Origin of the sequence: Bradyrhizobium oligotrophicum S58 (assembly GCF_000344805.1) — a bacterium.
Classification (GTDB): Bacteria; Pseudomonadota; Alphaproteobacteria; order Rhizobiales; family Xanthobacteraceae; genus Bradyrhizobium; species Bradyrhizobium oligotrophicum.
This window is the reverse complement of the sequence record NC_020453.1, coordinates 1,716,257-1,742,587: the sequence shown is the minus strand read 5'-3', so window position 1 is coordinate 1,742,587 and position 26,331 is coordinate 1,716,257. Positions and strand designations below refer to the sequence as shown.

Below are 26,331 nucleotides of genomic sequence, written 5' to 3'. Positions count from 1 at the left end.
TCGGCCGGCGACCGCCGGTCAGACGAAAAAGGCCGCCCGGGCGAACCGGGCGGCCTTTGTCCTCTGCAGAGAGAAGCGGCGGGCGCCGCAGCCCTTATCGGCCGGCGCGCGAGAGCAGGTCGAACCGGTAGTTGATGCCCAGCAGAGCGGTGTGGAGCTGGGTCTTCTGGCTGACGACGTTCGGCCCTCCGGTGATCGCGGCGGCGCCCGGCAGCGTGCCGGTCGCGGTGCCGAAATCGGCGTAGTCATATTCGGCGAAGGCCGACCAGTTGCGAGCGAACATCCACTCGACGCCGGCGCCGACCGTCCAGCCGCTGCGGTTGAACGCCACGCTGGCGGACTGCCCGGTGGTGGTGTTGACGACCGAAACATTGGTTCGCGTCCATGCCGCACCACCGCGCACATAGGCCAGGATCTCAGGCGTCACGAGATAACCTGCACGCACCGTGGCGGTGTAGAGGTTGCTGGTCCGCGTGTTCATCGTCAGCGCCGGCCCGAGCGGGCTCGACGTGTTGATGATGCCGAGATCGGCCATGGCCTGGATGCCGACGACGAAGCGGTCCATCTGATAGTCGCAACCGAGCTGCAGGCCGCCCATCACGTCGCTGCCATTGCTGGAGATGGCGGTCGGAATCTGCACGGCCGCGACGGGCAGCGGCGCCACGTTGCCGCCAGCCGGCGGCTGATTCTGCGGGGGCGGGTTGCCATTGTTGCCCTGCGGCGGCGGATTCGGCTGGCCGCCACCGTTGTTCGGCGGCGGGTTCTTCGGCGGCCAGGGCTTGTCCGGATGATGCGGCCATCCGCCATGATGGTAGTTGCCGCCCTGCTGCTGCCAGTGATCCTTGTCGGGCTGCTTGTCGCCATAACCGCCCTTGCCGTCGTCATTGTCGTGCGGCTTGCCGCCCCAACCATAACCGCCATGCTTGTCGTCGTTGCGGTCATCCGGCTTCAGCCAGGCATAGCTGTCGCGCTCACTCTTCATCGGCTGCTTCGACCAGCCGAAGCCCGACGGCTTGTCATAGCCGTCATCCTTCTTCGCGCCCCAGCCGGTGGCCGGCTTGTCATGATCGTCCTGCTGGCCATGGTGCAGCCAGGCACTCCTGTCGGAGTAGCCGTTCGAATGCAGCTGTGACCAGCCGCCCGACTTGTCATGATCGTCGTCATGGTGCTTGTCGAACAAGCCGCCATATTTGACGTCCTTGTAGTTGTCGTCCTTATCCTTGTCGTTCTTGTACGACGGCCAGGAAGACTTGTTGTCGCCACCTTTCGATCCGACCTGTGGCCAATGATGGCCGCCGTCGTGATCATGATTGTAGGAAGGTTTGTCGTTCGGCCAATCGTGATCCTTGTCGCCGTGATACGGCTTGCCGGGCTGCCACCAGCCCTTGTCGGTGCGCTCACAGATCGGGGGCTTCTGCGGCGGCTTGTGCGGCGGCTTCCATCCGCCGTTGTTCCCGCCCGGGTTGTTCGGCGGCGGCGGGTTCGGCGGGGGGTTTGCAACCACAGGCGGCTTGACCACAGGCGGGTTGTTTGCGTTGCCGACCGGCTGCTGGACAGGCTGAACGGGCGCTGCGCCTGCATTGGCGACCTGGCTCCAATTCTGCTGCTGGCGTGACCACGCCATGCCGGCGTTCGCGCCGGCATGACAGCCACTCCACCTGTAGGCGAAAACGTCGGGCGGAGGGAGCGGGGGAGGCAGGGCGAGATCAGTCGCCCAGACCGATGTCGTACTTCCTGCGAAAGTAGATAGGCAAAGGCATACGCCAAATACGCGACGCATCGAACTCACAACTCCTGAACACGTGCCGCAACAAACGACGGCCGCATCAGGAGGGTCAGAATGTGTCGCGAACTGAATTGAAAAATGTCAAACGAAAGGAATGCTGATCGCGGCGTCGAGGCGATTGAAATTGGATGTTGAGTGTTGCACGCAAGATGCAGGATTCTGGCGAAAAGAAGTAGCGCGCAAAGCGCCAGCGCTTCCAACGCGCTCGCGCGCGATGCACGCAAAGGCTTGCCTGCAAGCTCCTGACGACCGTTAGCAGACGAACGTCAGCCCTCCCGCTGCCCTGCTGGCAGGGGTCGGCGCCTCATCTCCATCATTGGCAACCGCAAGACGGCATCGATTGCACGATCACCATTCGCTCGCACTGATTGCACACCTCGCGCCGACCTGCATCGCCACGTCGGCGGCACCATCAAGAGCGGCATGGGTGCGAGCACGGTCAGCGGACGAGCGAACGCCTCGAATGCGTCGCGCGCGGTCCTCGTTGCGCAGACATCGTGGCGCCACGGATCGGGAGGAAATTCGGCACATATCGCCGCAATCGCGCCAAATGAGGCGACGAGCGGTCGGCTTCACGGCAATCCGATCAGCAAGGAGGCGGCAGTGCGTCGGCAATCAGCTAATGAATGTGATCAGTCAAAACATGTCGGCTGGTCCGGCCTCGGACGCTCCTTGCTGACGAACAGCTCACACCGACGCCGCGGGAGGCAATGTCGCGGCTGGCAATGACGGCGACTCGACGGCAGGAGCCGCGATCTGGTCTGTCGCCATGCTGCCCGCGGCGGAGCTCGCGAGCGCTGACGCCAGCGATATTTGCGTCGCGACCGTTCGCTGCAGGACCGCGATTTCGAAATGCATGCCGTCCTTCCGGCTTTGATAGTGGCCTCCCCAGTAGAACCCGTTGCGGTTCGCGATCGGCACGAGGTCGCGGACCGACCCTCTGCGACCGTTCGATGCCGGCCGCTGCCCGAAGGGATTGAAGGCCTGGTTGACATCGAAGGCGCTGCCAAAGGCGTGGTTGCTCAGGACGCTGCGGCTGCCGCGCACGAGCCGGGCCACGAACCCGCCGTCAAAAGAATAAATGCGGCTAAGAAGGCCGGCGGCCTCCCACTCCTCCCACAATGTCTGCAGCTGGCGAGCCGCGAGCCGGTGGAATCTGATGGCGGCCGGCGCCTTGGCGCCAAGCGCCTTGGCCAGCTGCGGAATCGGCACCTCGACGATGTTGTCGCGCTCCCAGCTGCCAAGGATCCGGATTGCCTCGGGATTTCCCGGCTGCGGTGCGCGCACATAGTCATAGCGGCCGAACAGTGCCTCCCGCTGCCGGTTGGTGACGAGAGGAGGAAACGCCGGCCGCGGCGGGAAGCCGCTGCTCCTGACGGGAGCGGCCGCCGGGGCGGTCGCGTCAGGTCCTATCAGCGAGCTCGGGTCGATCGCCACGATCGGCGGTGTCGTCGGGGTCCCGGGCACCGGGGCCGGCGCCGGGATGATGGAGAATTGCTTGGCGGTCGTGACCGCCTTGTCCCAGCGGGACGACAATCCCGCCCAGAATTTGCTGCGCTCGTCGCGGTGTACGACCTCGCGCTCGTATTGCTCGCGCGCCCGGCGCAGCTGCGTCAGCAATTCCAAGGGATCGATGACGGCCGCCGCCGCGCGCGTGACCGGTCCAACCTTGCCGTCCGCCACCACGCCGAGCGCGCGCTGCAGGATCAGCGCAGCTCCCCTCGCCCCACGGCTGAACACGCAGTCGCGCAGGTAGAACTCGACAGCCGGCACATCGGTCCACGCCGCCGCACAGTCGGTGTTTCGGGCGATGAAGTCGGTCGCGACGCGCTCCGCGTCATCGTAGCGCTGTCTTGCGATCAAGCCGGCCAGCCTCTTGGCCGTCAATCTGTTATAGCGCGCATTGATGCCGGCGACCTCATAGGCACCGCCGCCGTCCCCGGTCGGCGGATAGTAGACGGTCAGGTGACCCGCCGCGTCCCGGCGGGCTTCGAAGTCGACGATCTCGGCAGCCATCTGCCGACGTTGCTCGGATGGTGTCATGTGCGGTGAATCCCTTGGTGGCGAGGACCCGAGAGCTGGTCAGGAGTGGTCACACGAAGCCGGCTCGGCGAGTTGATGCATGGTCTTGCATCGTTGGCTTGGGACTTCCGGTCGGGCCGATGGCGCACGACGACAGATCGCGTGATCGGCCCGGCCGGAGTCGGATGTGTCGGGCTCAGGCCGGCATCGGCTGAGCCACGAGGCCGATGGCTTCGGCGTATTTGAGCCACGTCTCGACCGAGGCGACGACGGCGCGAAGCTCGATCGACAGCAGCTCGATGCCGACGAGGGAGACTCGCACGAAGGCGTCGATGACGACGCCCTTGTCGAGGATGCGATCGATCACTTCGGCGAGGCTTGAAGACGCTGTTGCTTTCTCGATGGCCATGTTCTGTTTCCCAATGTTGCGAGAGTGACGGCACGGCACAGACCCCGGAAAGTACGCGTTCCGGAAAATTGGTACGGCCGACTATCAACTCATCAATTCTCTTTGAGGTTGTGTTTCGTGTTTTTGTAGCGCTCTCAAACAGAGTTTGTAGGAACGAGTTCCTTGCGATCAGCACAATTTTTGGTACGCGGATTCGTGAGACTCTCACCAGGCACGGCGACAGAATCCGGCCGCGGCGAGGCCCAATCTTCGGGGTGAGCGGTCGCGTCGTGAGGACTCCGGATGTGTCGAGAGCCGCTGAGATGGCTCTCGTGAACGAGCCGGAGGCGAACGGCGGCATTCGGACTCGGCACGACTTCGGTGCTACATGGGCAGCCTGAGCCTGTTGCGCAGGCTTCAGCTCCCGTGCAGCGCAACTTCCAAGCCGACGCTCACATCCCCGCCTCTTCCGCTCTGTGCAATATGATAGGGGGAGCGGTCACACGGGTCTGAATCAACTCACAGCAGCCGTCCGAGCGGTCCGAGCTGCAGGTTCAGCTCGCGCGGATCCACCCCCAGCTCGCGCGCGAGTCTGCTCACCTGGGCGGCGGCCCGCATCAGCGCGAGACCGACGCGCTCCTCCTCATCCTCCGAAAGCTCATTCGCCTCCATGCGCCGGATCGCCTGCAGCTCGAGCAGCCGTCGCAGGAATTCGATCAAGGTGAGCACGAGGCGCGCGAGGTCATGCTCGATCTTGTCGGGGTCGAGGTTGATCGATCCGTTCGGAGCCGCATCGGTAAAGACCGCAGCCAGCGCGGTATCGAGGTCGCCGAGTTGCAGACGAAGGCCGGGCGCCTCGCTGTGGCTGCTCGCGCTCATGAGGGCTCCCGGATCGTCGAAAAGCTGTAAGGCGGCCAGGGGCCGGTCACCCGGCACACCAGGCGGTCGCTGATCGCGCTCAGCATGCTGTCGAATTGTCGTGCCAGCCGCGGCGCGACCGCTCTCCTGACCAGCACCGACGCGCGCAGCCTGATGGCCGGAAGCGGCGCGGTGCGCGCGATCAGGTCGGCGTCGGCCCGCTCGCTGTACATCGCCAGCAGGTTCGCCGCCGTCGCGACGCCGACCTCGCATGCCCGGAGATCGTGCGCCGTCGCGCGGAGATAGGCCCGGCCGCCGCCGTCAATCCCACCATCCCGCACGCCGTCACGGCGCTCGAGCTCGACCGAGATCTCGACGCGCCCCTCGATGTGTTCGATGGTCGAACGGTGATACCAAGCGGATCGCGCGATGGATTGCAGGAGCTCCGGCGAGATCGGGATGCCGGCCCGCGATGGCAGGAACGCCGCGCGGCGGCACCAGGCGACGACGGCTGCGTGATGGTCGAGGCTCTCGCTGCTCGAGGCAGCAGCCGGTGCAAAGCGGATTGCTGCGGCAACCGGCCCGCAAGACATGATTTGATCGGCGAGATCGGCCGGGACGTCATCGGCCGCGAGGAGGCCTATCAGACGCGGACTGCTCATGGACAATCTCCCGGGGCGATCGAGGCGCGCTGGGTCGTCGTCTGCCGCCAGCGGTCCGCGGTCCGCGCCGAAGCCAGCATCAGCTTGAGGCCGACCTCGATGAGTTCGACATCGGCGACGGAGATTCGCAATTCGCCCCACAGCAAAACACCGCGGTCGAGCAGGTGATCGAGCAACTCGAGCAGGGAGCCCTCGCTCGACGCCGCGGGTTCGAGATAGTCGAGATCGGCGCGGTACGTCATCCCAGGTTCTCCCGCGCGCCATCCACGAAACTGTAGGCCGGCCAAGGTCCGAATATATCGAGCGCGAGGCCATTCTCGGCGATCTGCCGTTCGATCCGTCCGGCACAGTCGTCGAACGCCGCAAGCGCATGGCGATCGACCAGGAAAGCGGCTTCGGCCAGCGCCGGTGTCCTGCCGCCCGAACGCGATGCCGATTGCCGCTCACGGATCGCCACCGCCCGCGATGCAAGTTCTTGCAGCGTGATGTCGACGACGGCCGGCCGCTGACCGCATCGTTCATCTCTCCGGATGCGCAGATAGTCCCTGCCGCTACTGGGAACGGGACGGGCAACCCGACGCGAAGGCTGCTCGGTCGGGAGAATGCGCACGGAGAACTCGAGCGCATTGTGGATCGTGACGAGATGACCGGCGAAGCGCACGGCTTCGCGGTTCAGGAGATCACGCGCCCCGCTCGGCCCTCTGACCAGCGTTCCAAGTCGGACTGGAACGACATCCGTGACCACTGCGGCAGCCTGCAATATGCGGTGATGCTTCATGGCCAGGGTCGAGATGCGCGCGGGGTCAGAGAACAGCGTATCCGCCTCGACGTGACCGCGCAGATATTGCGGAATATCTGAGATCAGCAGCGCTTGCTGCTCCGTGTTCACGACGATGATCTCGGTCGCATCGAAGGCATCGACGATCTGCGGAAGCAGCGCGGCCGATTGCGCCGTGACGACGCCATGCACGAGGCCGATGCCGAGGTTTGCCTTGCTCATGTCGATAAGCTCCGCTGCTGGTCCTGCCGACGAATGTCCACCAGAATCACATCGTCTTGTCCGGCCGACGCGCGCGCCTCCGCGACGCGTGCGAGCAGCCTAAACGCCTCGGCCGCGGCTCCGACGATCGACGCGTCGGCGGCATGCCCGCCCGTGTCCGGGTGATGCGCGTGAGCCTTATCGAGATAGGCCCGGCGCAGATCGCATGTCCTGGTCGCCTCGCCGATCCCGAGCAGGCGGCGGGCCGCGGCAATACGCTGACGTCCCGGACGTTCGATCGACACCGCCGCAAACGAGACGGGAGGAAGCGGGCCGATCAGCCGGATGAGGTTCTTCCCCCGCAGGCCGCGGTCGAGCGCTTCCAGGACACGCTCGAGCTCCGGCTCTGCGCCGGGCGCGAGCAGCACGACGGCATTCATCAGCATGTCCGGCTGATTCACCGGCAGGGTGATCACGTCCTCGGCGACCGCGGCAAGCGCGCGCATGGCCTCGGCCTCGAACCTGGCTTGTTGATCCGACATGAACCGCTGGATCATCGATGCCGCCTTGTCGGCCGCGCCGTCGGCGCTCGCAGCGGCGGCTTCGACGAGATCCTGATGATCACGGCGCGCCGCCAGCGCGGCGACAGGATCCCAGCTGATGGTGATCTGATATTGCCGGGAAGTGCCGTGGAGGCGAAGGCCCTCCGCGAGATGTCGGCACTGGCTGCGCAGCAGCATGCAGGCTTCTGCATCATTCCTGATGAGCGTGCCCGGACGTGCGGGCAGCAGCGGCCCGTAGACGGCAGCGGCTTCCAGGATGCGCTGAGCCGTCAGCATCGACCTGAGCGCGGTCCGGGACCGCCGCAGGACGTGCCAGAACGGTGCTTTGGACAAGGCCAGCAGTGCGACGAGGCCGCCCGCCTCTACCGCGCGCGTCTCGACATCGGCCAGCCGGCCTCCCGCCGCCGCGATGGCGCCGGCAACATCCGGCGTGGTGATACCGACGAGATTCATCGTCACCAGAACCGCCTCCTTGGTGTTGCCTGCCGCGATGTGCGAATGCTTCGGCCGCATCCGACCAGGTTCGACGCGGCCAGAAGATCCGCCTGTTCGATCACGATCGGAGCATCGCTGCTCCGCGCCACTGCGCGCCGCAACGCCATGCGCCCGGCTTCCTGACAGATCGCGGCGAGCTCGGCGCCAACGAAGCCTTCGGTGCTCGCGGCGATGCCGCCGAGGTCGACATCGGGGCCGAGCGGGAGCCTCGCGGATTGCACGTCCAGGATCTGCGCCCGCGTTGCGCAGTCAGGCGACGGCACCTCGAACACGCGATCGAAGCGCCCGGGCCTGAGCAGCGCCGGATCGACCTGATCGATCCGGTTGGTGGCGGCCAGCAGGAAAACACCCTTCAGCTCCTCGATGCCATCGATCTCGGTCAGCAGCTGTGCCACCACGCGATCGCTCACCGCCCCGCTCAGGCCGCGCACCGGCGCGAGCGAGTCGATCTCATCGAAAAAGATGATGGTCGGCGAGGTCGCCCGCGCCTTCACGAACACGTCGCGCACCGCGCGCTCGCTCTCGCCGACGAAGCGATCGAGCAGTTCGGGGCCTCTCACCGCGATGAAATTGACCTGCGCTTCACTGGCGAGTGCGCGCGCCAACAGCGTCTTGCCGGTGCCGGGCGGACCGGTGAGCAGCACGCCCTTGGCGGGCCGGACGCCGAGATCCGCAAACAGCGAGGATTTCGTGATCGGCCAGATCACCGCTTCGATCAGCTCCTGCTTGATCTCGGCCATTCCGCCGATTTCGCTCCAGCGCACCCGCGGCACATCCGTGTACACTTCCCGGATCGCAGAGGGGCGGACCTCGGACAGCGCCGTGTCGAAATCAGCACGCCCGATGCAGAGATCTTCGAGCGAGATGCCGTCGAGCGCACTCGAGTCGAACGCAGCCGCGCGCCGCAGGGCGGCCATTCCGGCCTCGCGCACCAGTGCTGCGAGGTCGGCGCCGACGAAGCCGTGGGTCGCGCCGGCAATCTGCTCGAGATCGACATCCGGGCCGAGCGGCACACCGCGGGTATGGATGGCGAGGATTTCGAGGCGCCCGCCGCGGTCCGGTACGCCGATCGCAATCTCGCGGTCGAGCCTGCCGGGACGGCGCAGCGCCGGGTCGAGATTGTCAGGCAGGTTGGTGGCGGCCATCACGATCACCAAGCCGCGGGAGGAAACGCCGTCGAGCAAGGTGAGCAATTGGGCCACCAGCCGCCCTTCGAGCTGGCGGTCGCCACCAAGCCGGGCGCGCTGGGGCGCGATGGCATCGATCTCGTCGATGAAGATGATCGCCGGCGCCCTCGCCTGCGCCTTCTGGAAGATGCTGCGCAACTTCGCTTCGGAGTCCCCATAGTGCTTGGAGACGATTTCGGGACCATCGATCTGGAAGAAGGCAGCTTCGCATTCCTGGGCGACCGCGCGCGCCAGCAGCGTCTTGCCGGTGCCAGGCGGCCCGGACAGCAGCACCCCCTTGGGCGCCTCGATGCCCAGCCGGGCGAACAGATCCGGCCGGCGGATCGGCAGCTCGATCATCTCGCGCACGCGCGCAAGCTCGCGCGACAGCCCGCCGAGGTCTTCATAGCAGATGGTGCGCGGCGGGGCCTCGCCGGAAGCCGCCGCAAACGTGATGCGCGTGTCGCGACTGATGACGACCGCGCCCTCCGGGCTGGTGGCGCAGATCCGGCCGGAGAGATCGCGACCTCCGATCAGGCGCAGCCGGACGACATGGCCGGCCGCGACGGTCATGTCGCGGAAGGCGTCCGACACCCGACGGGCGAACAGGCCGGGACGGGGCGGCCGGAAGCCGTCGAACGCAATCGTGACCTCATCGGCCGGACGGGTGTGGGCGGCAACCAGCGACACGAGATCGCCAAGGCCGGCGCCGGCATTCGTGCGTCCGGTGCCGTCGATCAGGACCCTGCCCAGACCTCGCTGGTCGGGATGGGTGGGAAGCGCGCGGCCATAGGCGCAATGGCGACCGCGTATCTCGACGACGTCGCCGATGGAAAGCCCGAGCAGCGCGAGATCACTGGGATCGAGCCTGATGATCCCGCGTCCGGCATCTCCCGCGCGCGCTTCTGCGACGGTCCGCTGCATGGTTGATGGAGCATCCATCTCAGCCGCCATTTCCGCTGCCGTGCCGGAGCGAGCTCTGGAGCCGCTCTATCAGCTCCATCTCCATCCGTTCGTAATCCTGCTCGGAGAGGCTGCCGGCCTCGAGCTGCTGCTCGAGCGCCGCCAGAGCCCGCTTGATCTCGGCCGGATCATTCATCTTGGTATCGACTGCGTCCCGGATCGCGCCGCCGATCCATGACACCATCCTGAACGGCCCGCTGACGGGAGAAGTGAGGATCTGAAAGAGCATCGTGATCTCCTGCATTCAACGTTGTGGACACCGCCGGCCGCCGTGGATGGCCTATCGTCCGATCACCGACGAGGCGCCTGCTCGTGCTGCTCCCAGTCGAGCGTCACGGCGACGAAATTGTAAGGCGGGATCGGCGCCACATATCTGAACTTCAGCCCCGAATCGTTCGAGCGCTCGAGCGCCTCGACGGTCTGGTACAACGACGGCTCCGCCCCCTTCTCGACCAGCAGCGCGAGATGGGCGAACATCGCGTCATCGACCGGCGTCAGCTCCTTCACCTGAACCGCAAACGGCGTGACCGTCTGCAGCAATTGCAGGCGTGCTGCCGTCCGCCGTTCTTCGAGCGCCGCGCCAATCGCGCGACCGAGCTCGATGCGGTCGTAGTAGCTCTGCTGCTCGCCGCGGCCCATCATCGTGCGGCCGCTGACGGCGAGATCCGGATGCTCGGACGCCAGCTGGCGCCACATGAACTGCTCGTCCCAGCTCGCCTTGAGCGCCACCTCGATGCGGCCGTCGATCTCGTCGAGCCGCGCCCGCAGCTCCTGGTGACGGAAGCCGATCACGCGCAACAACGTCGCCGGGTTCGGCACGATGATCCCGAAGCGCATCGGCAGCACCGGCCCATTCGCCATGGCGGCCTCCAGCACCTTGGTGTGCGCCAGCATATGGCGCCGCGTCGGCATGATTTCCGGGAGATCGATGGTGCTGACCAGCGCCGCGACATTGCCGCTGCCGATGATGTTTACCGGCTGCTCGGAATCGCCGACGGCGCGCACGGCGAGAGGTTGATGGTCCTCGGCGCGGATCAGTCCGTACACGTAGATCGGTTGATTTGACATCAGGAGGCTCCTTGCGTGGGTTCAGGCGGTCGGGGCGGCGGGCTTGGGAATGCGGATGCCGAGAATGCCGTTCGAGAGACTAATTACGGGAACGGCTTCGCCGAGATCGAGCGGCAGGCGTATGCGCTTGCGAAACCGCCGTCCGCCGGTGGTCTCAATGTGCAGCTCGGCGCCCTCGATGCGGACGACGAGCTCGTGCGCACTCGCGACGCAGGGCGCGAGCGTGACGAGGATCTCGGCGGGCTCGTCGAACACGTCGATCAACTGCCCTTCCGGAACGTCGATCTTCGGCTGCGGCACCGGCGGATCACGTCGGACCGGGAGCGGCTCGTCGGACGGCTCCGAGGCGAGGCCGTGCCGGATGGTGAAGCCGACGCTGCCGGCGACGCGACCGCGCGGCGTCCTGATCGTGACGTCTCCTGACCGGGAGGTCTGGTCGTGCGTGAACCGCCGTTCGACCGAACCGAGGACGTCGAGCAGGCGACGGCCCATCTCGTTCAAGGCGTTGAGGCCGGTCGGCCCAGGTCTGTCCTGCTCTTCATCGTTCATGTGAAGCTCCAGATGTGGCTGCGATGCTTCGTACGCGACGCTTGCGTGGCCGTTGGTTGCGTCCGGCGTCTGCCTCCAGCAGCGCCAGACGCTTCTTCAATTCCTCGTTCTCCACCGAAAGCTCGGACGCGCGGGTCGTGAGCCTCGGATCGGCCTCCCACCAGTTGATGCCGAGCTCCAGCGCGCGATCGACGGTCGCGACGATGAGCCGGATCTTGATGTTGAGGAGCTCGATTCCGACGAGTGAAATCGTGACGTCGCCGGCGACGACGATTCCCTTGTCGAGCACCCGCTCGAGAATGTCGGCGAGGCGGTCGCCCCCAGTCGGTTGGTGAACCGTAAAGGTCATGGCGTGCTCCGCTCGCGCTCAGGCCGCGAACGTCCCCCCGTTCTTGCCCCGCGGGTAACGCCGCGTCCGTTCGTAGCTGAGCAGTCTGCCGCGCGCGTCGTAATTGAGCTGATAGGTCGCCATCACGTCGTTCTCGGTGATGCGCGCCTTGGTGTCGACGAGCTCGACCTGGACCTGCCAGCCTCGATCGCTCGGCTCGCAGCGCGAGACCAGCTCCGGTTGATGACCGGTGATCGCGGCGACGCCTTCGCGGGCGACCGCGGATATCTTGAGCGCGTTCATGTCTCTCATTCCTTCGGAAAGCGGCTAAGGGGAGAACGGACGACGCCGTCGAAGGCGTCGTCATCGGCCTTGGTGACCTCGAGCATGGCGAGAAGCTGGCGCGCCCTTTCGTCGATGCGCTTCAGCCGCTCGCGCGCCTGTTCGCGACGCGGTTCGAGCGACGCCAGGGCCTGCGTGAGGCGATCCCTCTCATGTTCGAGCCGGATCAGCTCGGCCGCGGCTTCGGTGCGCGAGCGCACCACCCGCCGCGCCGGCGGCGGACGTTGTCGGATGCTGCGGAGCGGGGCGGGTCTCACCTTCAACCTCCATCGATGGCGCCAGCGGGACAATGATTGTTCATGAGCCGCAGCAGCGTTGCAGCGAAGCGGTCGCGATCGTCGCGATCGGTCGGCTTGGCCTTTGCGGCGAGCACGTCGAGACACAGTCGGACGAAGCGCGGATCATCGACCGAGGGCGTGATCAATTCGCGCGCGACGATCCGGGCGATCATGATGGCGCTGCGCATCGACGGCGGATGATGCGCCTTGGGCCAACGGCGCACGCCGCGCACGAGATCGACGATCACGCCGGCCTCGGCATAGGCGAGCCCCGTTCGATTGCTGACGATGCCGATCTCGGTTTCGCGATCGTAGTCGTCGAGGTCGAAGGTGATCAGCCGATCGAGCAGCGCATCCTGCGGCCGTGAGACGCCGGCGTACTCTTCCGGGTTCGAGGTGAGGATCGCGCGGAATTCCGGATGGGCGTGCACCAGGCGCTCCTTGCGGGAGCCGGCGGGGAATATCAGGATGCGCTCCTCGACCACGGACAGCAGCGGATTGTTGGCCTGCGGCGGCGATCGGGTGAACTCGTCGTAGACGAAGGTCAGGCCTTCGACCACCGCCTGCGCCAGCACCGCGTCACACCACATCGACGAGGTCTCGGTTTCGACCCGGCGCACCGAGTGGACATAGCGGTCGACCACCTGTCTCGACTTCGTACCGATCTCGCGGCCGACCAGATGCGCCGCCGTGAGGCCGTCGTCGCCGGTCAGCAGCACCACGGGCCGCCCCAGCCTGGCGGCCAGCTGCATCGCCATCGTCGTCTTGCCCGTGCCGGCCGGACCGCGCAGATGGACGGGAATGCCGGCATTCAAATAGGTCAAGGCGCGCGCGGCCATCGATGCCAGTTGCGGGTTTTCGAACAGGTCGGTCCGCGGCGCCGGCGACAAGGCGGCGTTGTCCGCGTCCGGCCGCGGCGAGATTTGAGCGATCGCGGCGCGCGATCCCGCGGCCGCATCGTTCCGGGCAACGGCATCGCCCTGTGCGCGGCTGCCACGTTGACCGCCGGCAATCGCCGCCCGGTCGGAGCGCAGCACCGGCCTCCTTCCGCTATCCTGGTTGATCGTCATGATGTCCGTTCTCTGATCCGAAAGCCTTGCAGCAATGAGCGGGACGCGCGGGGCAGACACTCGGAGGTTCCCGAGCGCGGCCGACATAATCCGGTCCCCCATGCGGAGTTCCTGGCGAACTCGGCATTTTTTTTCGCGCGAGCCGTACTGAGTAGTCGGCAGCCTGCGACAGGGCGCAGCGAACCGGCATCGCCGACGTGGTCGTTGTTAGCTCGGCTCTCATCGCTGCTGGCTCGCTCGTGCGACATGCGGCCGCACGCCGACGCACGCCGGTTCGTCACCGGCGAGCGCGCGAGGGCGGGTTTGGCGGGCAGGTCTACAAACTGAGGATCTTGATGTTGAGAAGAGGAGCGCTCGCGCCGGCGCGCAGGCCGGCCCCCAAGCGGCCGAGCGGGAGAATCTCGCCGAGCAACGTGCCTAATGCCAGGGAGTGGCCGAGCAGATCGTCAGCCGACCGCTGCTCGCCCTTGAACGTCAATTGTTGCTGGAAGACGTGCTCCATCACCAGCCGCAATGCCGAGACGACGCGCATGAACTCGGGATCGGCCGGATTGATCGGCTCGGCGCCGCTGGCCCATTTCGAAACCATCTGGCTCAATGTACGCAGCGGATCTTCGACGGCCTCGATCTTGTCGACGTGATACGACAGCGGCCCGGAAGCCTGATCGAAGATCGGCGGCAGGCGCGGCGGCGCGTGCGGCGCATCCGCGTGGGGCGCAAGCTTTCGCTTCAGGGCAGCCGTCGCCTGCTCGTACAGAAACTTCACGCCCTCCTGCAGGACCATCGTCCCGAGCGCCGACATGTTCATCCATTCGTTCATTGCTCTCTCCAAGGAAGTTGCTGACGGCACGCCTGAACGCGTTTCACGCGACCATCGCGGCGGGCCCGGCAACTTGGTGCCCGGATGCACGTTCCCGGCGGCGTTCATCACCATCTGGTGACCCGCCCCGGCGGCGCGCGCTTGTGCGCGTTCGCTCAGCCGCTGCTGCGATGATGAAATCCGGAAGCCGTGACTGCTGAGAGCAGCTGATTTTTGCAAGGCTGCTGGAACGCGACGGATCGCTTCGAGTTCTGGCGCCCGCGCTACGGCTGCGCACAGCCGCGGCAGCGCTTGCAACGAATGGAGAGCCCCGTGAACACCAACCTCTTCCACAACATCGCCAATGTCGCCAGCCTCACGCTCGCCGGCGTGACGGCCATGCTGCTGGCCTCAGGCTGCAGACAGGGCGCGGACGGCCTGTTCGACTGTACGACGTCCTGGATCAATCCGACCTACACAACGGCCACCATCGCCGCGCTGCAGGTGATCAAGCTGATCGTCAACATCCTGCGCGACGGCCTGGATGGACTGGCGAGGCCGCAGCCGCCGGTGCGCTAGCGCGTGGGCTTTCGGATCGCTGCAGGCGCTGGTCCGAGCGGGCGCCGGCGCACGCGCTCAATGCGCGTCGCGGGCCAGCTCGGTCCATGTGGTCGCCTGGATGCGCGCGACGAGCTTGGTGCCGCCACTGCCGTCGGGTTCGAACACCGAGGCCTCGCCCTCGTGCACGTCGGACCAGCCGGTGCCGAACGCGTCGACGATGTTCGGCTTGTGCGACACCAGCACCACATTGCTGTTAGCCGGCGGGCGGGCGGCGACGAGCTTGCGCAGCGCCTGCGCGCGCCGATCATTGTCCTCCGCCGCGCTCTCAGTCCCGCTCTCGGCGAGGTCGCCGGTGGCGCTGACCTCGCCGAAGCCGAGCAGCTTGCCGGTATCGACGGCGCGCTGCACCGTGCTGGTCACCACCTGCGCCACCGGGATCTTCAACGTGTGCATCGCCTCGCCGACCGCTCTCGCCTGCGCGCGGCCCTCCTCGTTGAGTTGACGCTGCGCCGGGACGTTCGGCCGGCTCATCGAATCCGTCTTGGCCTGGACCGAAACGGTCGCGCCATGGCGAAACACGATGACATATCCGCCGGAGCGCAGACGGCCGATCAGATCGGCCGGCAACGGCTCGCCGCGGGCGACCACCGGCAGCAGCGTGAAAGCAGCACACAACATGGCGCCGAGCGCCGGGGCCAATCGAAGCAAGTGGGACAATCGAAACGATCGCATGTGAGCCATGACACGTCTCCTCGAGCCGCCGGCGAGATCCCTTCCCCTTCGTCCACGAGCGTGAGCCGTTCTCGACCGGCACGGTCACGCCAATCATCTATCACGCGCCCCGTCCCCTGAGCGTCCCCCGATCGCAGGACGACCCGATGATCAGGGATTGCGCCGCGAGAACGAGATGGCGTAGGCGCCGTTGCGGATGTCGATCATCGGATCGTCCGATTGCTCGACGCCGTCGGTGAGCTGGCCCGGCAGGAACAACAGCGTCTTCTGCACCGCGTCGCTGTCGGCGACCGCCTTGTCGATCGTCAGCACGCCGAGCTCGACCAGCTTGCGATCGTCGGGCCACGGCTTGGCCGGATCGCTGGTGCTGTCGCCGGCGGCTGCGAGCTGCGCCTTGAAGCGGAACGTGACCGGCCCCTGCTTCAGCCGCGCCGGCAGCTCGGCCATCAGGAAATCGGGCGCGCGTTTGTCGGCGTCCGCCTTGTCGAGATGCACGACCTTCTCCGGCAGCATCTGCCAGCGGATGGCCTGCTTCTCGCCGGCCTTGTTGACGAGCACGAACGCGTTGACGCCGAAATAGGCCTCGTCGGCAAAGCTGTCGGGCGTCGCGATGGTGCCGAGCGCCGCCGGCACCGACGGATGGCTGCCGATGAACTGCTCGAGCTTGGTCGGCTTGGCCGCATCAGGTCCGCTGTCGGCGATCGCGAGGAACAGGTCGCGCAGCTCCGCAGCCGTCGAGACGGGGAAGAATTTCAGCGAGTTGATCACGATGTCCATGTCGCTGCCGTCGGCGAGATGAAACTTCACCGCCATGCCGTGCGGATTGGCATCGCCGGAGCCGTCCGGCAAATTCGGCACGCCCGTGGAGTCCGAGAACCGCACCGTCACCGGAATTTCGCCGCCGCTGAACAGCGACGCCCGGCTCAGGCCCGCGGCCTCGGCCGACGGCTTGAACTTGCCCTCGACCACGACGCCCTTGGCATGATTGGCGCGGAAGCCGGCGTGGACGCCGAACACCTTGTTCATCGCATTGACGACCTGCTCCTCGACCGGCGCGTCCTGCGCGCGGGCCACGGCAGGCAGCGACAGGCCAACGCCGATCAGCGCGGCAACGAGTTTGCGGTTCATCATGAGCGGCTCCTATTGTCGCGATTATCTCACCATAACACCACAAATCCGCGACATGAGCGACTGTCGAAACGCGGCCGTCGCATGCACCGCCACCGTCGCCTGGTCACCACGCTTGCGGACCGCAGCGGAATGTCACTATTGTGGAAGCGCATGCCTCGTGTCTCCATCTCCCAGCGCCGCCTCGTTCCGGGCCTGGGATCGGTCCCAGATTTCGACTGGACCGTTGGATCGGGCTCCATCAGCAGGGAGCATCGACACGACGGAGCAAACCCAAGGGAGCCTCGACTGTGACCGCACCGGAAAGCCTCCCCATCGACAAGATCCACGTTCCCGACAAGAAGCGCAAAGCGCTCAGGCCCGAGCTCGTCGACGAGGTGGCCGAGAGCATTCTGGAGTCCGGCCAGCGCGAGGCCATTCTCGTCCGCCGCGAGAAGGACCATTTCGTGCTGGTCGAAGGCCTGCATCGCCTCGAAGCCTGCAAGGCCCTCGGCGAACCCGCCATCAAGGCCCTCCTGATCTCGGCCGAGGACGCCCGCCAGCGCGAGCTGCCGCCGCCGCCGCCCGATCCGGAGCGCGAGAAGATGGAGCGGCTGAAAAAACTCCGTCTCGAAAAAGAGGCCGCAGACAAACTCGCCGCTCCATCGAGAGCCTCCGCGTCGGACGCTGCGATGCGTCAGCGCGAGCACGCGGGCAAGACGAGCCGGAGCAACGGCACCGCAGCGTCGAAACGATCGCGTCAGGAGCAGGGATCGACGACCCGGACGCTTTCGGATTGGATCAAGCAACAAGAGCGCAGCGGCGGGCGATACTGAGCGTCCCCCACGCCGCCCGGCGCAGCCGCCTATGACGATCGGAGTTTTGCGTGCGTCCGTCTCCAGGCGGTCATGGCCGGGCTCGTTCCAGCCATCCACGTCGGATCTGCGAGAGCCGACCGGCGACAGTCCGTAGGGCGGATCAGCGCAGCGTGATCCGCCGCCACGCGCCGAAGTCCATCCTCATCATCATCTCCGCAGGTGCGGCGCAGCACGCTCCGGCAATCGTGCACATTGCGGAACTGGCGAGGTCAGACGTCGTTCAGAACACACGGTCGCTCCGGCCCGGGACATCCGGCCAGCATTGCGCCGTTCCGTCCCTGCCACTATCCTTGAGATCAGACACGCACTGGCCCGCATCCAACAGGAGCGCCCCATGCTGACCGCAAGCCTGGCTCCCCTGGACGAGACCATCACAATCGCGGATCTGACGCGCGATCCCTATCCGATCTATCAGCGCCTGCGACGCGAAGCGCCGGTGCTGCGGGTCAAGTCGGTGGGCCGGACGTTCCTCACCAAGGCGGCCGACACCAAATATGTGAAGGACAATGCGGCGCTGTTCTCGTCCGACGATCCGAACACGCCGATGAAGCGCGCCTTCCTCGCGCACACCTTGATGCGCAAGGACCACGACGAGCACCGCGCCGAGCGCATGGCGATGATGCCGGCCTTGATGCCGAAGACGATCGAAGCCGCCTGGGAGCCGCTCTACAGACAATTCGCCACTGACTATCTCGACCGGCTGCCGCGCGGCGAGGTCGTCGATCTGTTCCCCGCGCTGGCCGGCCCGCTGGCCGCGCGCATCCTCGCACATGTGATGGGCGTGCCGGACGCCAGCGATGCCGACATGCAGCGCTGGTCGCAGACCCTGATCGACGGCGCCGGCAATTTCGGCTGGACGCCGGGGCCGTTCGACGCGAGCGACGTTGCGAACGCGGAGATGGACCGCTGCATCCGCGCCAACATGGCGCGTGTCCGCGCGATGCCGGATTCGTCCGCGCTCTCCTTCATGGTCAATGCGAAGAACCCGATTCCGGAAAGCCAGATCATCGCCAACATCAAGATCGCGATCGGCGGCGGCATCAACGAGCCGCGCGACGCCCTGCTGACGATCCTCTACGGCCTGCTGACCAACCCGGAGCAGCTCGAAGCCGTGCGCGCGCAGGACAAATGGCGCTCCGCCTTCGAGGAAGGCGTGCGCTGGGTCGCCCCGATCCAGGCAAGCTCACGCCTTGTGATGGAGGACACGGAAATCCGCGGCTGCCTCATTCCGAAGGGCGACACCGTGATGACGATCCAGGCCTCCGCCAACCGCGACGAGGAGCTGTTCACCGACGGCGAGAGCTACAACGCGCTGCGCGATCCCAACCCCCACCAGGCCTTCGGCAACGGCCCGCACCACTGCGCCGGCGCCCACCTTTCCCGCCGCACCGTCGGCGCCATCCTGCTGCCGATGCTGTTCGAACGGTTTCCAAGGATGGAGCTGCCGGAGCCTGCGGGCGTGCGCTGGCACGGCTTCGGCTTCCGCGGGCCGCTCAATCTGCCGGTACGGCTACAATAGGATCGGCACGAAGGGCGTTGTTCTCTGCGTTGTCCCAATGCACCTGATCCGGCCCCGGGTTGGTTGAGATCACCACGTTCGAATTATCGCGCTTTGGCAGGCCCGGCGGCGATCTCGACGACGGCCTTCGTGAACCTGCGGTAGATGTCGATCTGTCTGCCGGCAAAATTGGTCGCGACGCCGAACATGCCGAGAGGCGAGCGTATCGTGGCGAGGCTGGCCGCCAGATCGAGATTGTCTCGCGTCATCTCCATAAGCAAAGTCTGGCAGGCCTCCATGCCGGCGAGCGCCGGCGGCGGTCCGCCCACAACGGGCGAGAGATCGGCCGCCCTGCCTTCAGCGATCGGGGGTGGCTGGGATTCATGCGAGTCCGTCCCAGCGTCGACGGGCTGGACGGCATCGGGCGTCAGCTCGCCGAGAGGCGGCGAGAGCGCCGGCCCGGGTTCGGGTTCGGGTTCGAGAGGCGGGAGCGGCGGCAAAATCGTTTCCGTCTCCTGGCCTGGCCGTCCCGGCAGCCTCGTTTCGGTCTCCGGAACTGCCTGCAGCTCGTCGCCCTCCGGGCTTGCGGACTCGGCAAGCAGGCGAGCGCGCCTCTGCATCGCTGCCGCGGCAGCGTGCTTGGGCACCGATACCGGCTTCACCACGACCGGCTTCGCGCTGTTCCCCTTGTGGGAGCCATTCGATTTTCGCTTGTTCATTGAAAGGCCTTCCTGTGCGGCATCGCCGGAGTGGGGCCAGTCCGGTATGATACAATCTCCGGGTCGCGCCATTGGTTCCTCGCGATCAGGAGCCGTCGTTCGAGCTAAGAGAGTGAGCTTCGCAATCGGGAAAAGCCTAAGGCAACAGGTGGCTTTGAAGGATACGATCGCAAGCTCCTGGCCGGCACCTACAGATCGCACCATCATCTGTCGACGCAGGAGAGATGACAGCAGGCGGGCAGTCGGGATGTTCGACTTCGAGCTGGTCGGGCGGGGTTCGGCGCCTTTTAGATCCGAGCGGGCCGGATCGCCCGTCCACGGCACGTTCCCTTAGCGCGTATATCCTTCGATACGCTCGACGTAGTTCATGATGCGATGGACGATCTCCTGAATCGTTCCGGAACCCGCATCGCACATGTGAAAGTAGCAGGTGGAGATCTTTACCTTCTGGTCGACGGGAAGGGAAACTCCTTCCGGGATCGAGATCTTGAAGACCTGTCCCCGCTGCCGGACATCGCCCGGAATCTGGAATTCCGGCGGCATCGCGTCGGTCAGGGGCAGCAGATCCTCGACCACGCCCACGATGGACTGCGCGTAGGAACGCACGTGGACGCGCTCACCGGCCTTGAGATCGAGCAGATAGTTGTCCGGCAGATAGGCGAGGATGAAGCTCGGGCCCGTGTAGATGGTCGCGATGTCACTGCCGCCCGATCCAAGCACGGCCCCAGCGCTCATGACCTTGTTGCCGACATATCCAGCGACGGGCGCATACAGGGCTCCGCCGGCATAGGCGCTCTGCAATGACTGGTACGTGTCGGTGATTTCCTTCAGTGCGCCCTGATTGGTGGCCAACTCTCCTGCAAGCGAGGCCCGCTCCGCGTTCAAGGACTGGAGCTTCTCGGCCGCCGCAAATGCCGCGCTGCTGGTGTCCGTCAGGAACTTGTCGACCACAAGCCCGCTCCTGCTCGCGCCGGACACCTTGTCGAGATAGTCTTGCGTCTGCCTGGCATTGGCCTCGGCCGCCGGCAGCAATATGCCGATGGCGGCCTGCCTCGCCTCGATCGCTGCGATCCGGGTGCTGAGCCTGGCCTTCTCCACGGCGAGCTCCGCGAGCGTGCGGGAGACGGACGTGGATTCGACGAGCGCGATCTTCTGCCCGGCCTCGACCCTGTCCCCGGGGCGAACGAAAACCTCGCGCACCCGAGTTTCCAGATAGGGCGCTCCGATGGCGATGCGCTCGCGCGTGACCATTCCGGCGGCTTTCATCAACACGACGCCGCCGGAGATCAGGTAGACCAGGGTCGCGAGAGCGATGGCGAGACCGATCGAGATGAGGATGAGGTTCCTCAACCGGCTCCAATGCAGCTGGCTGACGTTGAGCGCCGCGCTCGCTGGTTCCAGCACCGTCATCTTCCTACTCGGCAGCATGCTGTACCTGACTGGCGTTGAAAATCCGCTCCACTATGCGGCGCGATGCTTCGCCGTCCCCGAACGGATTGCGCGCAGGCAGCAGTTGCGGTGCGTCGGAGTTGGTGAGACGTCTAACCTCGGTGACAATTGCATGGCGGTCGGATCCCACCAGCTTTCCAAATCCGGCCTCGACCACCTCGGGCCGCTCCGTGCTCTCGCGCGCAATGAGGATGGGAAGACCGAAGGACGGCGCTTCTTCCTGGACTCCGCCCGAATCGGTGACGATGGTCCATGACCGGCTGAGCAGGAAGACGAAGTCGGTGTACTGGAGAGGCTTCAGCAGGCGAACATTCGGCTGTCGGCCAAGCGCCCGCACGACCTGCGCACGAATGTCCGGATTGGGATGGACGGGGAGAAGGATCAGCTTGTCGCCGTCATTTGCAAGCTCGCGCAGGGCTCCGAGAATGTCCTCCAGCGGCTTTCCGATGTTCTCGCGCCGGTGCAATGTCGCCAACACAAGCTTCCTGTCGCGCGGCAAATTCGCGATCTCGGGGTCGATCGGCTCGTAGCCGACGGCAATCCTCGAGCGTGCGTGGAGCAGCGCGTCCACCGCAGTATTGCCGACCACGGCAACGCGATCCCGTGACACGCCTTCACGCAGCAGGTTGTCGCGCGACCGCGCGGTCGGCGCGAAGTGCAATGTCGAGGCGATCGTGACGAGCCGCCGGTTGAACTCCTCCGGAAATGGTGAATCCAACGTTCCGGTCCGCAATCCGGCCTCGACATGTGCAAGGGGAACACCGTTCAGAAACGCGGTCAGCGCGCCGGCTGCAGCGGTCGTCGTATCGCCTTGGACCACGACCCAATCATGCTGCCGGGAGCCGAGCACGGATTGCATCTGCTGCGTGATCAGCGCGAACTTGCCAGCGAGGCTGGTCTCCTGCACGACGCCGGTGCCGCCATGGCTCAGATCGATCCCGAACAGATCCATCAGCCCGTCTGCCAGATCCGTGTGTTGTCCCGACCAGAAGACATCGACATGCGCGCCGGCATGACGCAAGGCGCGACAGACAGGACCGAGCTTGATGATTTCCGGACGCGTGCCGAAGGCGACAAAAATGCGCACAGTCTATTCTCCGTGAGATCAGCGGGTGGCCGCCAGGAAATCGTCCGGGACGTCGTGCGTCGTCTTCGACCACACGATGGGCGAGGTCGCAAAATGCGATTCACCCAGATAGATCTTCCACGCGCGGAAGGCGGCGACCATGTTGATGTACAACGCGACCGGCCATCGTATCGCGACGCCCGTCCAGTCGATGGTCCCGTAGACCCGGTAGCTCGAGGTGAGCCGCGCGACATAGCGGCACGCCGCCGCGAGAAGATTGAAGGAAATCGACCACTGGAATAGCAGGTACACGCCGCGCGGCAGGGTCTCGGCATCGATGAAACCCGCGAGCGCCAGGATCATCAGGATGATGGATCCGGGTGCCAGGAAGTTGGTCACCATCCCCTTGCGGTCGCGCAGGAAGAAATAGATGTCCCAGGGCTGGCCTTGCCAGCCGAGCTTGTGCATCGCCTCGAACGCGATGCCGTATACCCAGCGGGTCTTCTGCTTGATCGAGGCTTCCAGATGCTGCGGGAAGAACTCTCGGGTTGCGACATAGTCGACGCCCTGCTCGGCCCGGGCCGACGTCGCCGCGAACATCGACCTGAAGCCCGCGCGCTTGGCTTCGACGCCGAGGATGTAGTCCTCCGTCACAGTGCCGGACATCAGGACCTGCCCGCGGGTTTCGAGGAAGTGTCTCACGAGCGCCTGGGTCAAGCAGGTGCCGACCCCGGCGGAAGGAATGGCAGCTCCGAGCGCGTTGCGCACGATCAGCTCGCGCGTGTGGCGCTCGGCAAACTCCTCCATGTAGGTTGAAGCGACATAGGCTCCGCGGCGGCGGCTCAGCGAGAAGACAGGGACCTGGATGAAATCGAACTCGCCCGCATACGTCGCATAGATATCGAAGCTGCGTGCATCGATGACATCCTCGCTGTCGTGCAGAACGACGAGATCCGGAGCCTTCTCCCCGGCGAAGCTCTGGGCGAACATCTCGTTGAGCATCTGTCCCTTCGACGTGGGACCGGGCAAGCTGTTGACGATCACCCGCACGCGATCGGGATGGGCCGCGGCAAGTGCCTCCGCAACGCGCCGCGTGCCGGTGTCGTTTGGATAGACACCGAGAAAAAGCGAGACCTGCGGATTGCCGATCCGGGCGAGATTGCCCTCCACCATCTTGCCGATGACGTCCTCCTCGCACCAATTGGCGACAAAGACGGCGATGCTCGGGAGCGGGCCGCTTTCGGCGGTGACGCGCCGAAGCGGGAGATGCGCGATGCCGAAGGAGAGCAGATCAATGAAAATGTCATCCAGCGACGACAGGTTTATCATCAGGCTGGTGAGCACAAACAGCGAGACCAATATTTCGTTCATGATCTTCCCACGGGCTCGCATCGGCGGAAGCCCGCGCGACAACCTTTGATGAGGCTTGGTTCCTATGCAGCGGAAGCAGGATTAGCGGAGGCCGCCCCTACTCGCCTGTTCTCGTCGACGGTCGATCTGATGGAACTTCAGCGACTGCCTAAGACTGCATTAACTATTCATGGTCCGTAGACCAACTTGCTGCGGGCATCCACCCCGGTCAATTACGGCAAATCCTTGTCATTTACTATCTAACGTAGCTGTAGCTACGACCCGCAATCCCTCTTCCGTTTTGCATTTCAGTTGCATCCTCGTGGTGAGCAAGAACGCGAGGATGTCAGCGGTCGCTCCCTTGCGCGATCTGGCGACCGACCGATGGACGCTGCGCGCTTGCAACGCGCCGCGCCCGATGCCGTGCGAGCCGCGACAATGCAATGCCTAAAATGCCGATGATTTCTTTCCGCGGGTTCTCATTCCTTGCCCTTAAGACTCGAGGCGTCGAGGAGATTGAGGCAATCCATGTCGATGCTGACAAATGCGTTGCGGCTCGTGGGGGCAATTTGGCTGTCGGCGGCGGGTTTGCTCATCGTCTTCAGCCACCTCGTCGTTCTGCACATGGATGGCTTCTGGGCCTTCGTGAACCTCATGAATCCTTGGAACGTCGCAAGCGCGCTGACGCTGCATCTCACAGTTGCCCCCGGGTTACTCCTGCGCATGGCGGCTGATCAGTTGTCGCCAACCACGTTCGCTCAGAACGATTTGCCCGCAATCGATCCAGCCCATTAGGTGCTGATCGATGGCGCGCGGCTGCGGTTGAAAGGGTCCGATTTCGCGATCCAGCGAGACCAACACAAATCATTGGACGACGCGGCCCGCTTTTTATTGCCGACACGCACCTCCTCGATCAACCGGGCAAGGTCTTGACGACGCCCGAGGCTCTCCGTTGAACTCAGGGAAGCGCTTCTTCCCGCGGTGACCGACAAGTCGAATGTCGCGAGGGCCAGACCGTCGCGCGTTCATCCTTTCGGCGTGCGTCCAATTTGCCGCTCGGTCATCCCGTGCATCCCCTAGCAAATTTTCTATTTCTTTTTTCCAGAACACATGCTATAGACCTCGCCGTCCCGCGCTCGGTGGAGGGGCGTTTCGCGATCGTCATGGACCGTGGAGCGTGGGATGCGGTGGCCGCTTGGGGTCGCAGTGCGCGTTTCGCGTGCGGACGAACGATCCTGTGCGGACGGTCAAGCCGTGTGGTCCCGACACCCCGACGCTGGTGTCTTGATCGGCGACATCCCGATGACGGGGGCAAGCAAGCCCGGTCCCCTGGGAGAGCACGGAGCAGCCGTTAGCCCATCGCGCAGGGAAGGCCGGTTGTTCGGCCAATCCTGTGGTTCCTGCCGCCTGCATTTTTTTCGCAGGCGGGCCATGGGTGCGGCCTGCACCCGGCCTTCCCTGCGCCCTCCTCTCGAAGAGGGCGTCCAGATAGCAAAGCTCGGACGCGACAGCGCGCCGCGAGGCGGCGAAGCCGCGTCTGCCGGATGGATGACGCGGCCGATGATGGCGCTCCCTCGGGACTAGTGAGTGTCCCCGAGGCCATTCGAGCGGCCGGGCTCGGCCCTCTCAAGTGAGCACGATCGTGTTGAAGCGCACAAACAAGTTCGACGTTCGAAGCGTGTCGGCTGCGCCCCGGCAGATCAGGCGCTCCGAACCCGGCATCTCGCGCGCGACGCAGCCATCAGCGCGCGCCGGGCGTGCGCTTCGTCTCCACGATCCACGTCTTTTTCGGACCGCACCCCGCCGGGCGGGCGCGCGGCGGCCGCTGACGCTAGACCACCCGCACCTTGTTCGGATTGCGCGCGGGGTCGCGCCAGAACGCGTCGTTCTCGTATTTGCGCCAGAGATCGCCGGGCAGCACGGACTTGCGGCCCTGGGCTTCGACGCGGCGGCCGACCTTGTGCAAACCTGGCGTGCCGAGCCTGCGGTCGAACTCCTCGGCGTCGAATTCGATGTTGTCGAAATCATGCGCGAACGGCGTCTCGCCGATGAAGTCGTAGACCGCCGCGATCGCCTGCTGCGGGCGGCTGGTCAGGGTCTCGTAGGTCAGCGCCATCAGGCAGCTGGTTTCCTCGCCGCAGAACGCCTCGCGCAGCGCGTTCCAGGCAAAGCCGACCATGCCGTTCGGTGCCGCCAGTCCGTCGACCCGCGAATACACCGTGCCGCCCGGCTCGAAGTTGAAGATGCCCGAGGGCTGAAACTTGTTCTTGCGGATCAGCCGCTCGATCGAGTCCAGGATCCAGGGCACGTCGCGCACGCAGCAGATCACCTTGGCGCGGGGAAACAGCTCGGTCAGCAGCGGCAGCCGCGTGCACCAGTTGCGGTTGGTGTCGAACACCACGTCGCCTTTGGGAACGTCGGAATAATAGGACGAGAAGACGCCTTGCAGCAGCGCCTTGCGCTGCGCATCGGTGATGAAGATCGAGGTCTCGTTGCTCATGCTCATGCTGCGCAACATGGCGTCGACAAGCGAGCCCATCGGGCCGGTCATGCCGGCGCGGAAGCGCGGGTTCTGCCGCAGGATGGCCGACAGCAAGGTCGAGCCGGCGCGCGGCAGCCCGGAGATGAAGTGAATGTCGCCCTGCATGATCCTCA

The 26,331-nt window shown here is 65.4% G+C and carries 28 protein-coding genes; 4 read left to right on the top strand and 24 right to left on the bottom strand.

Annotated elements, in window-relative coordinates; translation table 11 throughout:
• Positions 1-94: 94 nt before the first annotated feature.
• From S58_RS07385 to S58_RS07305, 17 genes are all read right to left on the bottom strand, one after another.
• The gene (locus tag S58_RS07385) at positions 95-1,624 is read right to left on the bottom strand and encodes an outer membrane protein (RefSeq protein ID WP_015664642.1); all 1,530 of its coding nucleotides are present in this window, start codon (positions 1,622-1,624) and stop codon (positions 95-97) included.
• 849 nt (positions 1,625-2,473) lie between these two features.
• A complete protein-coding gene (locus S58_RS07380; RefSeq protein WP_015664641.1) occupies positions 2,474-3,829 on the bottom strand; it encodes a M15 family metallopeptidase in 1,356 nt (451 codons plus the stop codon).
• 175 nt (positions 3,830-4,004) lie between these two features.
• Positions 4,005-4,217: a gas vesicle structural protein GvpA gene (gene gvpA / locus S58_RS07375; RefSeq protein ID WP_009029464.1), complete on the bottom strand. Its 213-nt coding sequence runs from the start codon at positions 4,215-4,217 to the stop codon at positions 4,005-4,007.
• 498 nt (positions 4,218-4,715) lie between these two features.
• Complete coding sequence (locus S58_RS07370; RefSeq protein WP_015664640.1) at positions 4,716-5,075, bottom strand: gas vesicle protein K; 360 nt, start codon at positions 5,073-5,075, stop codon at positions 4,716-4,718.
• Positions 5,072-5,716: a GvpL/GvpF family gas vesicle protein gene (locus S58_RS07365; RefSeq protein ID WP_015664639.1), complete on the bottom strand. Its 645-nt coding sequence runs from the start codon at positions 5,714-5,716 to the stop codon at positions 5,072-5,074. The genes S58_RS07370 and S58_RS07365 overlap by 4 nt, the downstream gene beginning before the upstream one ends.
• Positions 5,713-5,958, bottom strand: a complete 246-nt coding sequence (gene gvpJ, locus S58_RS07360) for a gas vesicle protein GvpJ (protein WP_015664638.1) — start codon at positions 5,956-5,958, stop codon at positions 5,713-5,715. The genes S58_RS07365 and gvpJ overlap by 4 nt, the downstream gene beginning before the upstream one ends.
• Positions 5,955-6,716: a GvpL/GvpF family gas vesicle protein gene (locus tag S58_RS07355; protein WP_015664637.1), complete on the bottom strand. Its 762-nt coding sequence runs from the start codon at positions 6,714-6,716 to the stop codon at positions 5,955-5,957. Before S58_RS07355 ends, gvpJ begins: the two co-directional genes overlap by 4 nt.
• Complete coding sequence (locus S58_RS07350; protein WP_042340611.1) at positions 6,713-7,711, bottom strand: GvpL/GvpF family gas vesicle protein; 999 nt, start codon at positions 7,709-7,711, stop codon at positions 6,713-6,715. Before S58_RS07350 ends, S58_RS07355 begins: the two co-directional genes overlap by 4 nt.
• Positions 7,712-7,713: 2 nt before the next feature.
• The gene (locus S58_RS07345) at positions 7,714-9,843 is read right to left on the bottom strand and encodes an AAA family ATPase (protein ID WP_015664635.1); all 2,130 of its coding nucleotides are present in this window, start codon (positions 9,841-9,843) and stop codon (positions 7,714-7,716) included.
• 19 nt (positions 9,844-9,862) lie between these two features.
• Entirely contained in the window at positions 9,863-10,111 is a 249-nt protein-coding gene (locus tag S58_RS07340; RefSeq protein ID WP_015664634.1) for a gas vesicle protein GvpG, read from the bottom strand.
• Between the two features lie 62 nt (positions 10,112-10,173).
• Positions 10,174-10,950: a GvpL/GvpF family gas vesicle protein gene (locus S58_RS07335; RefSeq protein WP_015664633.1), complete on the bottom strand. Its 777-nt coding sequence runs from the start codon at positions 10,948-10,950 to the stop codon at positions 10,174-10,176.
• Positions 10,951-10,971: 21 nt separating this feature from the next.
• Positions 10,972-11,499, bottom strand: coding sequence for a hypothetical protein (locus tag S58_RS07330; protein ID WP_015664632.1), 528 nt, complete (start codon positions 11,497-11,499; stop codon positions 10,972-10,974).
• Complete coding sequence (locus S58_RS07325) at positions 11,489-11,848, bottom strand: gas vesicle protein (RefSeq protein WP_015664631.1); 360 nt, start codon at positions 11,846-11,848, stop codon at positions 11,489-11,491. Before S58_RS07325 ends, S58_RS07330 begins: the two co-directional genes overlap by 11 nt.
• Positions 11,849-11,866: 18 nt before the next feature.
• The gene (gvpO, locus tag S58_RS07320; protein ID WP_015664630.1) at positions 11,867-12,130 is read right to left on the bottom strand and encodes a gas vesicle protein GvpO; all 264 of its coding nucleotides are present in this window, start codon (positions 12,128-12,130) and stop codon (positions 11,867-11,869) included.
• A 5-nt stretch (positions 12,131-12,135) separates the two neighbouring features.
• Positions 12,136-12,372, bottom strand: a complete 237-nt coding sequence (locus S58_RS07315) for a hypothetical protein (RefSeq protein WP_244440724.1) — start codon at positions 12,370-12,372, stop codon at positions 12,136-12,138.
• Between the two features lie 56 nt (positions 12,373-12,428).
• Positions 12,429-13,517 (bottom strand): gas vesicle protein GvpN, encoded by a 1,089-nt coding sequence (gene gvpN / locus S58_RS07310; protein ID WP_244440723.1) that lies wholly within the window; start codon positions 13,515-13,517, stop codon positions 12,429-12,431.
• 316 nt (positions 13,518-13,833) lie between these two features.
• Positions 13,834-14,451, bottom strand: coding sequence for a hypothetical protein (locus S58_RS07305; protein ID WP_244440722.1), 618 nt, complete (start codon positions 14,449-14,451; stop codon positions 13,834-13,836).
• A gap of 198 nt (positions 14,452-14,649) precedes the next feature.
• Here S58_RS07305 and S58_RS07300 point away from each other — a divergent pair, with 198 nt between their 5' ends.
• Positions 14,650-14,895, top strand: coding sequence for a hypothetical protein (locus S58_RS07300; protein ID WP_042340609.1), 246 nt, complete (start codon positions 14,650-14,652; stop codon positions 14,893-14,895).
• Positions 14,896-14,952: 57 nt separating this feature from the next.
• Here S58_RS07300 and S58_RS07295 read toward each other — a convergent pair whose 3' ends face one another.
• Both S58_RS07295 and S58_RS07290 read right to left on the bottom strand, forming a co-directional pair.
• The gene (locus S58_RS07295) at positions 14,953-15,618 is read right to left on the bottom strand and encodes a histidine phosphatase family protein (RefSeq protein WP_015664625.1); all 666 of its coding nucleotides are present in this window, start codon (positions 15,616-15,618) and stop codon (positions 14,953-14,955) included.
• Positions 15,619-15,759: 141 nt separating this feature from the next.
• Entirely contained in the window at positions 15,760-16,740 is a 981-nt protein-coding gene (locus tag S58_RS07290) for a catalase family peroxidase (protein WP_015664624.1), read from the bottom strand.
• 287 nt (positions 16,741-17,027) lie between these two features.
• On the opposite strand from S58_RS07290, the gene S58_RS07285 reads away from it, so the two are divergent.
• On the top strand, positions 17,028-17,552 hold the full coding sequence (locus tag S58_RS07285) for a ParB/RepB/Spo0J family partition protein (RefSeq protein WP_015664623.1): 525 nt from the start codon (positions 17,028-17,030) through the stop codon (positions 17,550-17,552).
• A 376-nt stretch (positions 17,553-17,928) separates the two neighbouring features.
• Positions 17,929-19,113 carry a cytochrome P450 gene (locus S58_RS07280; protein WP_015664622.1) on the top strand — a complete coding sequence of 395 codons (1,185 nt, stop codon included), beginning with the start codon at positions 17,929-17,931 and terminating at the stop codon, positions 19,111-19,113.
• 83 nt (positions 19,114-19,196) lie between these two features.
• Here S58_RS07280 and S58_RS07275 read toward each other — a convergent pair whose 3' ends face one another.
• Genes S58_RS07275 through S58_RS07260 form a run of 4 tightly spaced genes read right to left on the bottom strand, consistent with a single transcriptional unit; the run spans position 19,197 to position 23,697 of the window.
• On the bottom strand, positions 19,197-20,135 hold the full coding sequence (locus S58_RS07275; protein ID WP_144058266.1) for a hypothetical protein: 939 nt from the start codon (positions 20,133-20,135) through the stop codon (positions 19,197-19,199).
• Between the two features lie 6 nt (positions 20,136-20,141).
• Positions 20,142-21,221, bottom strand: coding sequence for an HlyD family secretion protein (locus S58_RS07270; protein ID WP_015664620.1), 1,080 nt, complete (start codon positions 21,219-21,221; stop codon positions 20,142-20,144).
• A gap of 4 nt (positions 21,222-21,225) precedes the next feature.
• The gene (gene wecB / locus S58_RS07265) at positions 21,226-22,347 is read right to left on the bottom strand and encodes a non-hydrolyzing UDP-N-acetylglucosamine 2-epimerase (RefSeq protein ID WP_015664619.1); all 1,122 of its coding nucleotides are present in this window, start codon (positions 22,345-22,347) and stop codon (positions 21,226-21,228) included.
• A gap of 18 nt (positions 22,348-22,365) precedes the next feature.
• Complete coding sequence (locus S58_RS07260; RefSeq protein WP_015664618.1) at positions 22,366-23,697, bottom strand: glycosyl transferase family protein; 1,332 nt, start codon at positions 23,695-23,697, stop codon at positions 22,366-22,368.
• 507 nt (positions 23,698-24,204) lie between these two features.
• On the opposite strand from S58_RS07260, the gene S58_RS07255 reads away from it, so the two are divergent.
• Positions 24,205-24,471, top strand: coding sequence for a hypothetical protein (locus S58_RS07255; RefSeq protein ID WP_015664617.1), 267 nt, complete (start codon positions 24,205-24,207; stop codon positions 24,469-24,471).
• Between the two features lie 1,036 nt (positions 24,472-25,507).
• On the opposite strand, the gene S58_RS07250 is transcribed toward S58_RS07255, so the two are convergent.
• Entirely contained in the window at positions 25,508-26,323 is an 816-nt protein-coding gene (locus S58_RS07250; RefSeq protein ID WP_015664616.1) for a sulfotransferase, read from the bottom strand.
• Between the last annotated feature and the right edge of the window lie 8 nt (positions 26,324-26,331).